The sequence below is a fragment of the Limnohabitans sp. WS1 genome (assembly GCF_003063265.1).
Lineage (GTDB): Bacteria > Pseudomonadota > Gammaproteobacteria > Burkholderiales > Burkholderiaceae_C > Limnohabitans_A.
This window is the reverse complement of sequence record NZ_NERU01000011.1, coordinates 26,878-42,907: the sequence shown is the minus strand read 5'-3', so window position 1 is coordinate 42,907 and position 16,030 is coordinate 26,878. Positions and strand designations below refer to the sequence as shown.

Genomic DNA, 16,030 nt, shown 5'->3' with positions numbered 1-16,030 from the left:
GCTTTCCTTGCAGGAGCGGCGCCCTCGCCGCGATCGAGCCTTGCAGACCACCACCCCATCGCCCCGGGGGCGGGGCTCCTACAAAGGCAGGCAGTCCCTTGTGCGGGGCTCCTGCAAAGGTGCAGGCTTTCCTTGCAGGAGCGGCGCCCTCGCCGCGATAGAGCCATACAGACCACCACCCCATCGCCCCGAGGGCGGGGCTCCTACAAAGGCAGGCAGTCCCTTGTGCGGGGCTCCTGCAAAGGTGCAGGCTTTCCTTGCAGGGGCGGCGCCCTCGCCGCGATAGAGCCATACAGACCACCGCCCCATCGCCCCGGGGGCGGGGCTCCTACAAAGGCAGGCAGTCCCTTGTGCGGGGCTCCTGCAAAGGTGCAGGCTTTCTTTGTGGGAGCGGCGCCCTCGCCGCGATCAAGCCTTGCAGACCACCCCCTAACGACAACGGGCCCCGAAGGGCCCGTTGTGGTGGTGCAAGCTGTAATTACTTCAAAGCCTTGAAGCGCACGCGCTTGGGTTTGGCACCTTCTTCGCCCAGACGGCGCTTCTTGTCGGCTTCGTACTCTTGGTAGTTGCCGTCAAAGAACACCCACTGGCTGTCGCCTTCGGCGGCCAAAATGTGTGTGGCAATGCGGTCCAGGAACCAGCGGTCGTGGCTGATGACCATGATGGAGCCCGCAAACTCCAGCAGCGCATCTTCCAGGGCCCGCAAGGTTTCCACATCCAAGTCGTTTGATGGCTCGTCCAGCAACAAGACGTTGCCGCCTGCAATCAGGGTTTTGGCCAGGTGCAAACGACCGCGCTCACCCCCCGACAACATGCCAACCTTCTTTTGCTGGTCGCCCCCGTTGAAGTTGAAGCGACCGCAATACGCGCGGCTGGCCATCTGGAACTTGCCCACGTTCAAGATGTCCAAGCCCCCCGAGACGTCTTCCCACACGGTTTTGTCGTTGTTCAGGTCATCACGGTTTTGGTCCACAAAGGCCATGCGCACGGTCTGGCCGATCTTGACCTCGCCACTGTCTGGCTGCTCTTTGCCGGCGATCAACTTGAACAAAGTCGACTTACCGGCACCGTTGGGGCCAATGATGCCGACAATCGCGCCCGCAGGCACCTGAAAACTCAGGTTGTCGATCAACAAACGGTCACCAAAAGACTTGCTGACGTTTTTGAACTCGAACACCTCATTGCCCAAACGCTCGGCCACGGGAATGAAAATTTCCTGCGTCTCGTTGCGCTTTTGGTAGTCGTGGTCTGACAACTCTTCGAAGCGGGCCAAACGCGCCTTGCTCTTGGCTTGGCGGCCTTTAGGGTTGGAACGTGCCCACTCCAATTCTTTCTTCATGGCCTTGGAGCGAGCGTCTTCGGTGCGCTGCTCGGTGGCCAAACGGGCGTCTTTTTGCTCCAGCCAGCTGGAGTAATTGCCTTTGTAGGGAATGCCGGAGCCCCGGTCAAGTTCCAAAATCCACTCTGCGGCGTTGTCCAGGAAATAACGGTCGTGGGTGATGGCCACCACGGTGCCCGAAAAACGCTGCAAGAACAGCTCGAGCCAATCGACCGATTCGGCATCCAAGTGGTTGGTGGGCTCGTCAAGCAACAACATGTCGGGGCGCGACAGCAACAAACGGCACAAGGCCACACGGCGTTTTTCACCGCCAGAGAGTTTGCCAATGATGGCGTCCCAAGCGGGCAGGCGCAGGGCATCGGCGGCAATTTCGAGTTGGTGCTCAGACGCATCGCCGGCGGTGGAGATGATGGCTTCAAGCTTGGCCTGCTCAGCGGCCAGGGCGTCAAAGTCGGCGTCTTCTTCGGCGTAAGCGGCATACACCTCTTCCAGGCGGGCTTGCGCAGCCTTGACTTCGCCCATGCCGCTTTCGACGGCTTCACGCACGGTCTGCTCAGGGTCCATCACCGGCTCTTGCGGCAAATACCCAATCTTCAGGCCCGCCATGGGGATGGCTTCGCCTTCGATTTCTTTGTCAATGCCCGCCATGATCTTGAGCAAAGTGGACTTGCCCGAGCCGTTGGTGCCCAACACGCCAATCTTGGCACCGGGAAAGAAAGACAGCGAAATGTCTTTGAGAATGTGACGCTTGGGCGGCACGATCTTGCCAACCCGGTTCATCGAAAATACGTATTGAGCCATGTATACCCGCCTGAAAAAATTACCAACAACCGCACATTATCCCAGCTTGCCATAACGGCGCATCAAACAGATGAGGCAATCCCATTGGAAGACTCTACCTGTAGACGGCTGCCCTTGTTGGAGGCTGCCCCTGTGGGAGCGACGCCCTCGTCGCGATAGACCACTCGCAGACCACAAGCATTCGCCCGGAGGGCGCGGACCCTACAACTGGCGTTCGGTCTGCAAGCCCGGACGGCTGGAAAACTGCACCAAGCTGTCCAAGGCCTCCAGCATCACCCGGGCACTGCGGCGGCCATACACCTCGTCGCGCAGCCAGTCACATTCGGCATCCAACAAGGCGTCTGAACCCACACTGCACCACCAGACCCGGCCTTCACCGTCCCAGCGGTAACCCCGTGCCTTGAGCTTGTCCTTGGCCTCAAACGGGGCACCCGTGGCCCGCAACTTGTAACGCGTCTGCCTGGCCCCCGCCAAAAGGCGCGACAAACCAGTCAAACCATCCCCCAAGGGCGAGGCCAGCACCAGAAGCAAGGCATGGCAATCGACCTGCGCCCGGTGTGCGTCGTAAAACCAGCCGCGCTCAGCCGCCAAAAACTCCAGCTTGGCCGAGCCGCTGCCCTCTTTTTTCCAGTCAATGCCCAAAAAAGAGCAAGCCCAGGCTTTGCGGGCAAACACCGGAAAGCGAGCCTCGACAAAAGGCCGGTCAAAACCAGCGTTGTGCGCCACGATCAGGTCGGCTTGCTCGACCATCGCCCCCACGGCCGCATCGTCAATGCGCCACCCCTTGACCATGGTGTCGTCAATGCCCGTGATGTCCTGAATGGCAGGCGGAATCGGCTTGCCCGGGTCTTCAAACGACTCGTAAACCGTGACAGGCCCCACCGGCAGACCGGTGGCCACATCCATCAGAACCGACAACATGGCCAGTTCGATGATTTTTTCACCCTTGCTGTCCAGCCCGGTGGTTTCGGTGTCCAGCACGATCACCCGCTGCGTGGCCTGGCCGTGCAAACCGCCATAGTCGGCACAAGGCACCAGACGGCGCAAGACGCGAAAGTCGGGGTGTTGTGCCAGGGCCTGGGCCATGGCTTCGTGGTCGGACATCACACTGAGGGCTTGGGTCGGGGCTTGCAAGGCCGCCTGCACCCCTTGCACCGACGCGGGGGACACGGTTGGAGTGTCATGGCCAGCCACAGCGGGTGCATCCGCTGGCGGCAGATCCAGCAAAGCAGGCGCGTCGGTCACAGGCCCTGTCGGAACAACCGCACGGGGCCGACTTGGAGCCTGAGCCAGGCGGGGACGCCCTGGCTTTTTGGGCTTGTCCACCCCGCCCGGCTCAAAACCGAAAAAACTCATCTGGTCGCTTTTGTTCATAGGGCGAGATTAAACCGCGACTTCGGCCACTTCAGCCCCCAAGTCACCCACAATCCGCTTGAATTGCTCCAGCGCGGCTTGCGGGTCTTCCACGATTGACTGCGCAATCACCGCCGGGGCGGGCAAGTTGTCGCTGTTGGTCGGGCAAAGTGCGGTGATGCCCGCAGTGAAGGTTGGGCGCTTGCAGCACCTGGATTCAATCCAGCTTGATCCCCAAATCCACCGCCAGCTTGATCCACACGGGCACCTCGCCTTCCCAGTCCTTGCGCGTGTCGGCCAGGTTTTTGGGCTTGTTGGGAATGGCAAAGGTTTCGCGCAGTTTGGCGGCCTTGTCGGTGTTGGACCACGCCACGGCTTCGTCGGCCATGCGTTTGAGGATGGCTTCAGGTGTGCCGGCGGGGGCCACCAAAGGCAAGCCGCCTTCAAGGGTGACGAGTTTTTCGGTGTTGCCTTGCTCGGTCAGGGTGGGCACAACGGGCAATTTGGGCGAGCGGTAGCTGCCGGTCACGCCAATGGCACGCACACCCCGGGTGGACACGGTGTTGTAAGCCTGAAAACTGCCCACGGCGATTTGCAACTGACCCGAAGCCACATCGAGCCACATGGGCGCTTCGCCCCGGTAGTGCACCGACTGGATGCTGGTGCCCTGCTGGCGGTTGGTCTGGTCGGCCACCATATGGGGGTAAGAACCCGGTGCATACGTGCCCATGGAGGTCGGGTTCTTTTTGGCCCAAGCCACGAACTCGGCCATGTTTTTGGCCGGGATCTTGTCGTTGATGCCCACGACCAGTGGGCCGGACGGAAACACGGTCACGGGCGTGAGGTCTTTGTCCAGGTTATAGGGCAGCTTGGAATAAAGGATGCGGTTTTGCCAGTAGGTGCCCGAGGTGCTCATGCCAAAGGTGTAACCATCGGCAGGCGACTTGGCCACTGCGTCAATGCCAATGATGGCCCCAGCACCGGGTTTGTTTTCAATGACCACTGGCACCCCCAGCTTGCCCGAGAGGTATTCGCCGTAATTGCGGGCATAGGCATCGGTGAGGCCGCCGGGCGGAAAGGCCACCACGATCTTGATGGGCTTGGCGGGCCATTTGGCAGCTTGGGCCCAAACGGGGGTCAAGGTGCTGCAGGCGCACAAGGCCGCTGCGGCCAGTGCCGAAGCTTGTACAAAGGTACGACGTGGGTGTGTGGACTTCATGGTGTGGTGCTTGCAAAGATAAAAATATGCCTTTCAGTCTAGGGGGCACAGCGCATTCATTGAATTGGGGTTTAAACCCATGCCCCCCCAAAATAACGTCAGACGCTTGTTGTGGGCAGAGGGATCAGGGCGGTGCTCCATGAGGGCACCCTGCCATCGAGGCGGTGGTTGTGGGTCTGCAAGGCCCCATCGCGACGGGGGCGTCGCTCCCACAAAAACATGCGAGGAAGCGACTTGCACAACTTGTGCGACAATCGCGCTCGTTGCGGCCTCCAGTTGCTGCAACATCAGCACTCCTGCTGGGGCCTGACCCAGGCAACGCTCAAAACAAGCGCCTGTGGTTTCCATGCCCACCTTAAGACTTATCGGCCAACACTGGACACTGCCAACAGCAGTTGAATGAGCCGATGCCTGCGCCGGACATGGCGCTCTGTAAAAATGAACTTTGAAGAATTGAACCTGGCCCCGGCCATCATGCAAGCGGTGCGTGAGCTCGGCTACGAAACCCCCACCCCCATTCAGGCCCAAGCCATTCCTGCCGTTCTGGCCGGACAAGACTTGTTGGCCGGTGCACAAACCGGCACCGGCAAAACTGCCGCTTTCACCTTGCCTTTGCTGCACAAGCTGAGCCTGAGTGAGCCCGGCAAAAACCGCTTTGGCGGCAAAGCCATTCGCGCTTTGGTACTCACCCCCACCCGCGAATTGGCCGCCCAAGTCGAAGAGTCGGTGCGCGACTACGGCAAATACCTGCAGCTCGACTCCACCGTGATCTTTGGTGGTGTGGGCATGAACCCGCAAATCAGCAAGGTCAAAAAAGGCGTGGACATTCTGGTGGCCACACCCGGCCGTTTGCTCGACCTGCAAGGCCAGGGCTTCCTGGACTTGTCCAGCATCGAAATTTTGGTGCTTGACGAAGCCGACCGCATGCTGGACATGGGCTTCATCCATGACGTGAAAAAAGTGCTGGCCCTGGTGCCCAAAGAAAAGCAAAGCCTGCTGTTCTCGGCCACCTTCAGCGACGAAATTCGCGAACTGGCGGGCAACCTGCTCAAGAACCCGCAAAGCATTCAAGTCACGCCCAGCAACACCACGGTGCAGCGCATCACGCAGGTGATCCACCCTGTGGGCCGCAGCAAGAAAAAAGACGTGCTGCTGCACATCATCCAAAAGCACGACTGGAGCCAGGTGCTGGTGTTCACCCGCACCAAGTTTGGCGCGAACAATGTGGCCGACTTCCTGACCAAAAATGGCGTCAAGTCCATGGCCCTGCACGGCAACAAGAGCCAGACCGCCCGCACACAAGCGCTGGCCGGTTTCAAGAGTGGCGAGATCCGCGCTTTGGTGGCCACCGACATTGCAGCACGCGGCATCGACATCGAAGACTTGCCACACGTTGTGAACTTTGAGATCCCGAACGTGTCCGAAGACTACGTGCACCGCATTGGCCGCACTGGCCGCGCGGGTGCCAGCGGCGAGGCCGTGAGCCTGGTCTGCTTGGACGAAGAAGGCTTCATGATGGACATCGAGCGCTTCACCAAGCAAGAGATTCCAGTCCAGTTGCTCGAAGGCTTTGGCCCCGAGCCAGGCGAAGTGGCCGAGCCCATTGCCATGGGTCGCCAGACTTTGTGGGGCGGCGCAGGCAAGCCCCCAAGCCGCGATGTGATGGCTGCAGCCGCCAAGGCCGCACGCCAGGACATGATGCAACGCATCCGTGACAACAAAGTGGCTGTGGGTGGTGGTGGTGGTGGTGGCGGTCCGCGTCAGGCCCGTGGCGAAGGCCAAGGCCCTGCACGCGCACCGCGCAATGGCCCCGCACCCTCACGCCGCACCGCCCCACAAGGCGCACCGCGCTTTGAAGGCCAAGGCGACGGTCGCCGCGAAGGCATGAACCGTGACGGCGGTCGCGGCCAAGATCAACGCAGCGACCCGCGCTTTGACAACCGGGGCGATGGCCAAGGCCGTCCCGCTCCGCGTGGCCCGCGCCCAGAAGGCCGTGGCCCCAACCGTGGCCCACAAGGTGGCGGTCAAGACCGTCGCAACCACGATGACGAGTTGCCACGTCACATTGATCCCCTGAAAACAACGCAGTTTGCACGCCTGGACTTGCCCAACCGCAAGCCGGTTCGCACCAGCGGCCAGCCTGACCCCACACGCACCAGCATTGACAGCCTGGCCAGCAGTGGTCGACGCCATGGCGGCGGCGGTGGTGGTGGGGGTTACGGCGGCGGCAATGGTGGCGGCCGTGGTTTTGGCGGCGGCGGCGGTGGCGGCGGCAATCGCGGTGGCTTTGGCCGCTGATCCAGCGTTTTTCAAGTCCCTCCAAGAGCCTGCTGATGCAGGCTCTTTTTTTGCCTGGGGCTCATGCTCCCCAGCACGCCAGACGCGCTATCGCCTCAAAGCGCACCGTCTCGCACAAACAATGTCACCAAGGGGTCCGCCCCCACTTGGCGGCTCCAATGGCCGTGCACCGTGGCGTCAAAAATCGCACCCTCGGGCAAGGTATCGGCCGAATAGAAAAACTCGCCCGGGCCAAAGACACGCGAAGTGCCATCTTGCAAAAAGATTTCCATCTGACCGCCCAAAACAAACAACCACTGCGGGCTGCCCGTGCAATGAAAGCTGCTGCGAAAGCCCACAGGACTTTGCCGCAACTGACAAGCACTCGCGGCCATCAAGGCTGACAAACGGCTTTGCGGCGTGCCTTCAGTCAAAGGAACCCATTCGTCACGAAAACGTGCGCGACCATCGGTATCGGTGAACAAAACAACTTTTTTCAACTGGGTCATGGCCAAGAGCCTCACAAAAACAAGGCCCCATTGTCGCTGACGGGTCGCACCCGCAACACGCACCTAGCTTGGAACTTGGGGGTGTCTGGCATAGTTCAAAACCACTCAACCTCATCACACCCCCCCAAAAACGCCATGAACCCCCAACCCTTGAAAATCGTTTTTCACGGTCAAAACGCCGCCAATTTTCGGCCGGGCTTTGAATCACTCATTGGCCCTGAACACACCATTGCAGACCTGAGTGACGCACTCGATCAGCCAGGCGAACGGGCCCAGTACGAAAACGCGGATGTGGTCATCGGCATCCAATTGCACAGTCAGATGCCCGTGCCGCACAAGGCACGCCTGTTCCATGCCCCGGCCGCAGGCACCGACGCGATCAACACCGCCTTGCTGCCCGCTCAATGCAGCTTGTGCAATTGTTTTGGCCACGAGAACGCCATCGCCGAATACGTCATGGCCGCCTTGCTCATGCGTCATGTGCCTTTGGCTCAAGCGGACCAAGACCTGCGCCAGCAACGCTGGACCTATTGGGCCGGTCGCCCTGACGCCCTGCGCACCGAGATGGGGGCGCAAACCTTGGGTTTGTTGGGGTTTGGGCACATTGCCCAAGCCATTGCCCACCGCGCCAAGGCCTTTGGCATGCGTGTGCATGTGGCCAACCGCAGTCCCATCCGCCATGCGCATGTCGACCAAAGCTGGACGCTGGACGGCCTGCAAGACTTTCTGGCCAGTGCCGACGCCGTGGTGGTCAGCTTGCCGCTCACCGACACCACACGGGGCTTGGTGGACGCACAAGCCCTGTCGGCCATGCGATCAAATAGTTGCTTGATCAACGTCGGTCGCGGCGCGGTGATCGATGAACAAGCCCTGTACAACGCCTTGGTCTCGCGGCAAATTGGTGGCGCAGTGATCGACACTTGGTACCAATACCCCACACCCACACAAAGCGAATGCGCCCCGTCCCAATTTGACTTTGCGGCGCTGGACAATGTGCAAATGACGCCCCACATGTCGGGTTGGACAGAGGGCACCGTGCGCCGCCGCCAAAACACCTTGGCCGACAACATTGGGCGATTGAGCCGGGGAGAGCCCTTGATCCATGTGCTGCACGGCCCTACCTGAACCAGCGCATCCACCAAGACAAGCGCCCGCACCAAGGCCTCAAAGGACTCAAGCGGCCCAGCTCACCAGTCCAAAGTAGCTGGTGCCCAGCACCACCAGACCGAACACGATCCGGTACCAGGCAAACACCTCAAAGCTGTTGGTCGAGATGAACTTGAGCAGCCAACGCACACACACCCAGGCGCTCAAAAACGAAAACACCAGGCCCACCGCAAACATCGGCGCGTCGGCCATGCTCAGCAAAGCACGGTCTTTGTACAGGCTGTAAGCCCCAGCGCCGATCAGCGTGGGAATGGCCAGATAAAAAGAGAAATCGGTCGCCGCCTTGCGCGACATGCCGAGCAACATGCCGCCGATGATGGTCGCGCCGCTGCGACTGGTGCCCGGAATCATGGCCAGGCACTGCACCAGGCCCACCTTGAGTGCGTCTTGCCAGCGCATGTCTTCGACCTCGGCAATATGTACGGCGCGAGCCTGTCTGCGCTCGGCCCACAAAATGATGAAGCCGCCAATGATGAAACTGGTCGCCACCACCTCGGGCGTGAACAGGTTCGCCTTGATGGCCTTGCCAAACAACAAGCCCAAAATCACGGCTGGCACAAAGGCGATGAACACATTCAAGGCAAAACGCTGGGCATCGGCGCTGCGCGGCAGGGCACGCACTGTGGTGCTGATTTTTTGCCAGTAAACAATGATCACCGCCAAAATCGCGCCCGTCTGGATGGCGATGTCAAACACCTTGGCCTTGTCATCGTCAAAGCCCAGCAAAGCCCCGGCCAAAATCAAATGCCCGGTGGACGAGATCGGCAAGAACTCGGTCAAACCCTCGACCACGCCCATCACGGCGGCTTTCAGCAACAAGATCAGATCCACAAACGCTCCTCGGAAAACTGGGGGGATTATCGTTGCTTGGGCATGACGTCCTCCATAAATTCGATGCAAACGCCCATTGGCGTGCGCCATTCACACCCGCCCATGGCATCTCGCGCCGCGTGAACTGCCAGCTGTCGCAAACGCATGGCAATCGGGCCATTGACGCGCCACAGTGCAGGCACAAGTAAAAATTCAGGAGTAAAAACGTGCCACTGCCCTCATCCCTGACGCCCATCATCGCCGTCCACCTGAGCCTGGCGCTCAGCGCCGTCGCCATCGGCCCCTGGGTCCTCTGGGCCCGCATGGGCGCAACCCTTCGCCCCCAACTGCACCGCGCCCTGGGCTACGCCTGGGTCACTTGCATGCTGGGGGCCGCGCTCACGGGCTTGTTCATCCGCGACTTCCGGCTGCCCAACCTCTGGGGCTACACGCCCATCCATTGGCTCATTCCGCTGACCCTGTTCAGCTTGTTCCGGGCCTTCCGGTATTTGGCGGCGGGCAACATCACCGGCCACCGCAAAACCATGCAATGGCTGTATTTCTGGGCCTGCATCGTCACAGGCATGTTCACCCTGCTGCCTGGGCGTTATTTGGGCCAACTGGTTTGGGGCCAGTGGCTGGGTTGGATTTGAAACCTCAAGAAAGCACAACACCATGCAAACACTTCAACACATCCCCGTCTGGGTCTTCGCACTGTTGATCGGCCTGATCGCTTTGGGTTGGCTGCAAACCCGCACACGGCAAATGCTCAAGCGTCGGCTTTTGGGCGTCAACATCGCGCTGACGGTGTTCACGCTGGTAGGGGTGGTCCAGCAGTGGCAGCCTACGCCTTGGTTGGCACTGGGCCTGTTCAGCTGGGCCGCCAGCTGTGCACTCGTGGCTTGGGCCTTGGGCCGGGGTGCTGCCCCGGCTGGCGCAAGCTACAACGCAGACACACGCCGCTTCACTGTGCCCGGAAGCTGGCTGCCCCTGGCCTTGTTCATGGCGATTTTTGCCTGCAAGTTTGGGGTGGGCATGCTGACAGCCACCGCACCAGAGCACATTCACAGCCTGAACGCAGCCATCGGCATCAGCGCCGTGTATGGCTTGTTTTCGGGGGTGCTCAATGGCCGGGCGTTGCGTTTGCTGAAACTATCCACACGCCAGGACCCGCGTGTCCCTTTGTCCCCGTAGGTCGGCGGCTTCAGCCCCGACATGAAACCTTGGCCGAAGCCAGCACTGTCGGAACTGAAGCTCCGACCTACAAAGGAAGGCCATCGTCCTGCCGAAATCCATCCCCTTGAAAGAAACCCCATGCCCCTCTTGAACACCCTCACCCGCCTGGCTTGCGCTTTCACCTTGCTTTCAGCCAGCGCCAGCCAGGCCCAAGTCACTTCTGTGGGCATGCGCCAAATCCAGTCGAACGGCATGACCATCACCTTGGTTTACCCCACTGCGGCGGTGGCTCAAGACGTCACTTACGGCGCATTCACCGTCCCCATCGCCAGCAACGCTGCGCCTTTGCCAGCAGATTCAACAGCGGCATCGGGCAAACGGGCGCTGATTGTCTTGTCGCACGGCACCGCAGGCAGCGCCCTGCCCGAACACACGCTGGCCGCCACCTTGGCCCGCGCCGGTTTTGTGGTGGCCCAGCCCGAGCACCGGGGCGATAACTGGCAAGACTTCAGCAAAGCAGGCCCCGAGAGCTGGAAAACCCGCCCGCAAGACGTGAGCGAGACCATTGACGCCGTGGCGCGTGACCCGGCACTGGCCGCGCTGGTGGACACCCGCCGCGTGGGCGTGCACGGCATGTCGGCAGGCGGTGTGACTGGCCTGGTGCTGGCCGGGGCGCAGTGGCGCATGTTGAATTTGATCCAGCACTGTGCGCAGAACCTGGACGAGGACATCGGCTTTTGCCTCAATGGCCTGGCCACACAACCGAGCGTGCAACTGCTGCGCAAGAGCCAATTTGCCATGGGCCGCATGCTGACCGAAACCACTGCGCCCACCCGCTTCAAAACCCTGCACGGCGGTGCAAGCCCCAGCGCATCCGCAGACCCGCGCCCCGACCCGCGTGTGGTCGCCGTCAGCCTGGCGGTGCCCGTCGGGGCCATCTTAACCCCCGAAAGCCTGGCACGCATCCGCATACCCGTAGCCTTGAGCACATCGGGCGATGACGGTGTGCTGCTGCCCCGCTTTCACAGCCAGCATGTGCTGAAACATTGCACAAACTGCACCACCCTGTCAGACCACCCGCAAGCGGGCCACTTCGACTGGCTCTCACCTTGGCCTGCCAGCATTGCCCAAACCGTGGCCGCCACCCAAATGCGCGGCGGCTTGCCCAAGCCCGAATTCACCGTCGCAGACCGCCAAAAAGCCTTCGACCAGATCGCGGTATTCTTTCAACAACAGCTGTCTCAGCCATGAACACAAACGCCCTGCTTGCCTGGCTACCGCCCCAACACCGTCGCCCCATGCTCCAACGCTTGCTGATCGTGTGGGGTGTGGCTTTGCTGATCGGCTTGGCCACCTGGAATGGCAACGTGGCCAAAGGACACCCCAGCGCCTTTGATGTGTCGCTGGTTTACGCCTACGCCATCTCAACTTTCATTTGGCTGCTGACCGATGTGCCGCGCTTTGCCTTCAAGCGCCTACTGCGCTCACCCGCGCCCTACTACTGGCCGCCTGCGCTGCCCGCCACGCTCATGCTGTTGGTGGGCATTCCGCTGGGCTATGTCTTGGGCACGATGGTGGGCGATGCTTATTCAGGCAAGTCGACTTGGGAGTTGTGGCACTTCAACCGCAACCGCTTTTGGGGCCTGATGATCAGCGCCCTCGCCCTCAGCGCCGCCTTCGTCGCGTTTTTCCACCAACGCGGCAAAGCCGAATCGCTGGCCAACGAGGTGACACAGGCTCAGCTCATGCTGCTGCAGTCGCAGCTGGAGCCACACATGCTGTTCAACACCCTGGCGCATTTGCGGGCATTGATTGGGCAAGACACGGCACGCGCCCATGCCATGCTCGACCACCTGAACGACTATTTGCGCACCACGCTGCACGCCACGCGACTGCCCGTGCACCAAGCGCTGCACGCGCTGGGCGACGAGTTCTCTCGTCTGGGCGATTACCTGAGCCTGATGGCGATCCGCATGGGGCCACGCATGGCGTTTGAGCTGGACTTGCCGCCCGCATTGGCCACAGCGTCCGTGCCGAGCTTCATCCTGCAGCCTCTGGTGGAAAACGCCATACGCCACGGGCTAGAGCCTCAGGTCAGAGGCGGCCGCATCGAGGTGCAGGCCCGCGCCGAGGGTGCGCAACTGCTGCTGACGGTGCGCGACAACGGCAGCGGCATCAGCGAACTGGCGCTGGCCGATGCAGCACGCCCGCTGCAGGCAGACGGCGCACAAACCGGCCCCTCTTGGGGCCTGAGCCATGTGCGCCAGCGCCTGCAAACCTTGTATGGCCCACGCGCCGGTATGCACATCAGCCCCATGCCCACGGGCGGCACCTGCGTGGTGCTGACATTGCCTTTGCACAACCCGCACGCCAAATCCTGAAATGCTGGCCCACGCTCTCCCCGTAGGTCGGCGGCTTCAGCCCCGACATGAGCCTGCGCCAAAACAAACAACGTCGGGGCTGAAGCCACCGACCTACAAAACCTCAGAAACACCCGCGCCATGAAAACCCACACCGCCCTGATCGCCGAAGACGAACCCCTGCTGGCGCAAACCCTGGTGAACGAATTGCGCGCCTTGTGGCCCGACATCCACATCGCAGCCACCGCTGGCGACGGCCTGAGCGCCGTGCAGCTGGCGCTGCAACACCGCCCCGATGTGCTGTTTTTTGACATCCGCATGCCTGGCCAAAGCGGGCTCGAAGCCGCCGCCGAACTGGCCGAAGAATGGCCCAGCGGCACGCCGTTTCCGCTGCTGGTGTTTGTGACCGCCTACGACCAATACGCCATCCAGGCCTTTGAGGCGCAGGCCGTGGACTACGTGCTCAAACCCGTGCGGGCCGAGCGACTGCGGCAAACCGTGACGCGGCTGCAAAACGCCCTGCAGCAACGTGCCCAACACACCCCCACACCCAACCTGCAACAAGACCCGGTGCTGGCCCAACTGCGCGCCTTGCTTAACTTGCGCACCGAAACCAACCACCCCCAGCACCCCGAGGCCACCTTGCCCCCGCTGCAACTGCTGCAAGCGAGCGTGGGCAAAGCACTGCGCATGGTGCCCGTGGCAGAGGTGCTGCGCCTCGAAGCCGCCGACAAATACGTGCGCGTGTTCACGCTGGACGGCAGCGAAGTGTTGCTGCGCACCCCGCTCAAAGAACTCATGCAGCGGCTCGACTCGCAAGTGTTCTGGCAAATCCACCGGGGCTCTGTGGTGCGCGCCAGCGCCATCGACAGCGTCACCCGCGACGACACGGGCCGCTTGAGCCTGCGCCTCAAAGGCCATGGCGACACTCTGGCCGTGAGCCGCCTGTACGCGCATTTGTTCAAAGCCATGTGAACGTGCCAAAACGCAAAGCCTGCCGGGATTCATCGCGACGAGGGCGTTGCCCCAACAGGAGGCAATCTGCATTTTGTAGGAGCCCCGCCCTCGGGGCGATTCTTGGTGGTCTGCGAGGGTGATCGCGACGAGGGCGTCGCTCCTACTAGCAACCCCGCATTTTGTGGGAGCCCCGCCCTCGGGGCGATTCTTGGTGGTTTGCGAGGGTGATCGCGACGAGGGCGTCGCTCCTACTAGCAGCCCCGCATTTTGTAGGAGCCCCGCCCTCGGGGCGATTCTTGGTGGTCTGCGAGGGTGATCGCGACGAGGGCGTCGCTCCTACAAGCAGCCCCGCATTTTGTAGGAGCCCCGCCCTCGGGGCGATTCTTGGTGGTCTGCGAGGGTGATCGTGACGAGGGCGTCGCTCCTACTAGCAGCCCCGCATTTTGTAGGAGCCCCGCCCTCGGGGCGATTCTTGGTGGTCTGCGAGGGTGATCGCGATGGGGGCATCGCTCCTACTAGCAGCCCCGCATTTTGTAGGAGCCCCGCCCTCGGGGCGATTCTTGGTGGTCTGCGAGGGTGATCGCGACGAGGGCGTCGCTCCTACTAGCAACCCCGCATTTTGTAGGAGCCCTGCCCTCGGGGCGATGGGTGGTAGTCTGCGAGGATGATCGCGATGGGGGCGTCGCTCCTACAAAAAATGTCTGGGTTTGAGCCCTGCCTAGGAACCATGGCCCACGGGGTGGGCTTGTGCAAAGACTTCCGTTAAGCCGCTAGCGCAAAGCGTTCGTCAAGCAAGGTGCGCAAGGCACGAAGAGAAACTGGGGCTGCCTCTGGGTCGATGGCGTTGCGCAGCCCATCGTTGATCAACGTTTGATAGCCGCGACCAGAGGCTTCGGCTTTGGCTCGAAACGCCTCATTTACGTCATCGTCCAGCATGATCGTGATGCGTGTTTTGGCAGTTGAAGGCAACACAGCGCCTCGCTTTGCCGCCTTGAAATCGTATTCTTTACGCATGGTAATTCCTTGCCTCATTGGGACTTGCTTTTCGAGCAGAAATCAAACGCCTTCGTTCATCGCGTTGGGTGTGGCACACCACGAGCACACGGCCTAAAGCATCCATACCCAAAGTCAAAAATCGCTGCTCACCTTGAGCGTCTGGATCATCCATCGTCAAGCCATATTCGTCGCGCAAAGCTTGCTCTGCGTGCGCAAAACTGACCCCATGCTTTTTGAAACATCTGCTGCAAACCGAACGAAATTCGACAAGGTAGCGGGCTTCATTGGCAAAGAGGACGCTGGCTTTGATGCCAAAAATTTCGATGAGTCAATTGTTCAACTAACCGACAACTGCACACGCTTGCCAGTTCGCGCCAGCATATCGACCAACGCGTCAATCGTAAACTTCACGGTTTTCTTATTCATCACATCTGACACGCGAGGACGCGTCACACCCAAAATTTGCGCGGCATCGGATTGTTTTAAATGCTGCTCATTCATCCACACCGCCAGCTCGCTCATCAACGATTCTTTAATGGCCAGCTTTTCCGAAATCACACGGTTCGACTCGGCTTTCAACAAAGCTGCTTCTTGGGCATCAAAACCCAAGTCGGCAAATACATTACCGCCAACGGGTGTTTTGTGCATTGATTTGGTATTGCTTTTCATTTTTTACTCCGTTCCTGAACCACCGCTTTATAGCGTGCGGCAGTAATCTCTTTGTCTTGCTTGCTCGTCGTGCTTGTCTTTTTCTTAAAGCAGTGCAACACGTAAACTGCCTCCGGAAATTTAGCGACATACATCACACGAAACCAACCGTCGTTCAAGCTGATGCGAATCTCTTTTGTGCCCGCACCCACCACGTCAAAAGGTTTCCAATCATCAAAGCCTCCTCAGTGTATCAAAATTTATACACACCTGTTTGTAGGAGCCCACCCCTGTGGGCGATTTCACGCATATCGCCATGGCACGCCAATCGCCCACAGGGGTGGGCTCCCACAAAGGCAAATACAAAGACACAAAACATCGCGCAGCGACTGACAAAAAAAGGGCCGCTTGTGGCGGC

15 protein-coding genes and 1 pseudogene are annotated in these 16,030 nt (G+C 60.6%); 7 read left to right on the top strand and 9 right to left on the bottom strand.

What is annotated here, in order from left to right; all coding sequences use genetic code 11:
- Positions 1-478: 478 nt before the first annotated feature.
- From ettA to B9Z48_RS13725, 3 genes are all read right to left on the bottom strand, one after another.
- The gene (ettA, locus tag B9Z48_RS13740) at positions 479-2,140 is read right to left on the bottom strand and encodes an energy-dependent translational throttle protein EttA (protein WP_089955127.1); all 1,662 of its coding nucleotides are present in this window, start codon (positions 2,138-2,140) and stop codon (positions 479-481) included.
- Positions 2,141-2,341: 201 nt separating this feature from the next.
- Positions 2,342-3,514 carry a 3'-5' exonuclease gene (locus B9Z48_RS13735; RefSeq protein WP_199233526.1) on the bottom strand — a complete coding sequence of 391 codons (1,173 nt, stop codon included), beginning with the start codon at positions 3,512-3,514 and terminating at the stop codon, positions 2,342-2,344.
- Between the two features lie 196 nt (positions 3,515-3,710).
- The gene (locus B9Z48_RS13725; RefSeq protein ID WP_108379128.1) at positions 3,711-4,712 is read right to left on the bottom strand and encodes a tripartite tricarboxylate transporter substrate binding protein; all 1,002 of its coding nucleotides are present in this window, start codon (positions 4,710-4,712) and stop codon (positions 3,711-3,713) included.
- Between the two features lie 438 nt (positions 4,713-5,150).
- Here B9Z48_RS13725 and B9Z48_RS13720 point away from each other — a divergent pair, with 438 nt between their 5' ends.
- Positions 5,151-7,010, top strand: coding sequence for a DEAD/DEAH box helicase (locus B9Z48_RS13720; RefSeq protein WP_108379126.1), 1,860 nt, complete (start codon positions 5,151-5,153; stop codon positions 7,008-7,010).
- Between the two features lie 95 nt (positions 7,011-7,105).
- Here B9Z48_RS13720 and B9Z48_RS13715 read toward each other — a convergent pair whose 3' ends face one another.
- Positions 7,106-7,498, bottom strand: a complete 393-nt coding sequence (locus B9Z48_RS13715; protein ID WP_089955137.1) for a hypothetical protein — start codon at positions 7,496-7,498, stop codon at positions 7,106-7,108.
- A 135-nt stretch (positions 7,499-7,633) separates the two neighbouring features.
- On the opposite strand from B9Z48_RS13715, the gene B9Z48_RS13710 reads away from it, so the two are divergent.
- Entirely contained in the window at positions 7,634-8,623 is a 990-nt protein-coding gene (locus B9Z48_RS13710) for a 2-hydroxyacid dehydrogenase (RefSeq protein ID WP_108379124.1), read from the top strand.
- Positions 8,624-8,671: 48 nt separating this feature from the next.
- On the opposite strand, the gene B9Z48_RS13705 is transcribed toward B9Z48_RS13710, so the two are convergent.
- Positions 8,672-9,496: an undecaprenyl-diphosphate phosphatase gene (locus tag B9Z48_RS13705; RefSeq protein ID WP_108379122.1), complete on the bottom strand. Its 825-nt coding sequence runs from the start codon at positions 9,494-9,496 to the stop codon at positions 8,672-8,674.
- 206 nt (positions 9,497-9,702) lie between these two features.
- On the opposite strand from B9Z48_RS13705, the gene B9Z48_RS13700 reads away from it, so the two are divergent.
- From B9Z48_RS13700 to B9Z48_RS13680, 5 genes are all read left to right on the top strand, one after another.
- Complete coding sequence (locus B9Z48_RS13700; RefSeq protein WP_233261129.1) at positions 9,703-10,128, top strand: DUF2306 domain-containing protein; 426 nt, start codon at positions 9,703-9,705, stop codon at positions 10,126-10,128.
- A gap of 22 nt (positions 10,129-10,150) precedes the next feature.
- On the top strand, positions 10,151-10,669 hold the full coding sequence (locus B9Z48_RS13695; RefSeq protein ID WP_108379120.1) for a DUF6622 family protein: 519 nt from the start codon (positions 10,151-10,153) through the stop codon (positions 10,667-10,669).
- Between the two features lie 120 nt (positions 10,670-10,789).
- Positions 10,790-11,902, top strand: a complete 1,113-nt coding sequence (locus B9Z48_RS13690; protein ID WP_158273268.1) for a prolyl oligopeptidase family serine peptidase — start codon at positions 10,790-10,792, stop codon at positions 11,900-11,902.
- Entirely contained in the window at positions 11,899-13,032 is a 1,134-nt protein-coding gene (locus B9Z48_RS13685; RefSeq protein WP_233261128.1) for a sensor histidine kinase, read from the top strand. Before B9Z48_RS13690 ends, B9Z48_RS13685 begins: the two co-directional genes overlap by 4 nt.
- Before the next feature lie 120 nt (positions 13,033-13,152).
- A complete protein-coding gene (locus tag B9Z48_RS13680) occupies positions 13,153-13,986 on the top strand; it encodes a LytTR family DNA-binding domain-containing protein (RefSeq protein WP_108379116.1) in 834 nt (277 codons plus the stop codon).
- Positions 13,987-14,730: 744 nt separating this feature from the next.
- Here B9Z48_RS13680 and B9Z48_RS13675 read toward each other — a convergent pair.
- The 4 genes and pseudogenes from B9Z48_RS13675 to B9Z48_RS13660 all read right to left on the bottom strand — a co-directional run.
- Complete coding sequence (locus B9Z48_RS13675; RefSeq protein WP_108379114.1) at positions 14,731-14,982, bottom strand: BrnA antitoxin family protein; 252 nt, start codon at positions 14,980-14,982, stop codon at positions 14,731-14,733.
- Positions 14,975-15,274 carry a BrnT family toxin gene (locus tag B9Z48_RS22015; protein ID WP_089955163.1) on the bottom strand — a complete coding sequence of 100 codons (300 nt, stop codon included), beginning with the start codon at positions 15,272-15,274 and terminating at the stop codon, positions 14,975-14,977. Before B9Z48_RS22015 ends, B9Z48_RS13675 begins: the two co-directional genes overlap by 8 nt.
- A 26-nt stretch (positions 15,275-15,300) precedes the next feature.
- Positions 15,301-15,633, bottom strand: a complete 333-nt coding sequence (locus B9Z48_RS13665) for a helix-turn-helix domain-containing protein (RefSeq protein ID WP_089955166.1) — start codon at positions 15,631-15,633, stop codon at positions 15,301-15,303.
- A pseudogene (locus tag B9Z48_RS13660) lies at positions 15,630-15,842 on the bottom strand (type II toxin-antitoxin system RelE/ParE family toxin); the annotation flags it as partial. The pseudogene B9Z48_RS13660 and the gene B9Z48_RS13665, both read right to left, overlap by 4 nt.
- Between the last annotated feature and the right edge of the window lie 188 nt (positions 15,843-16,030).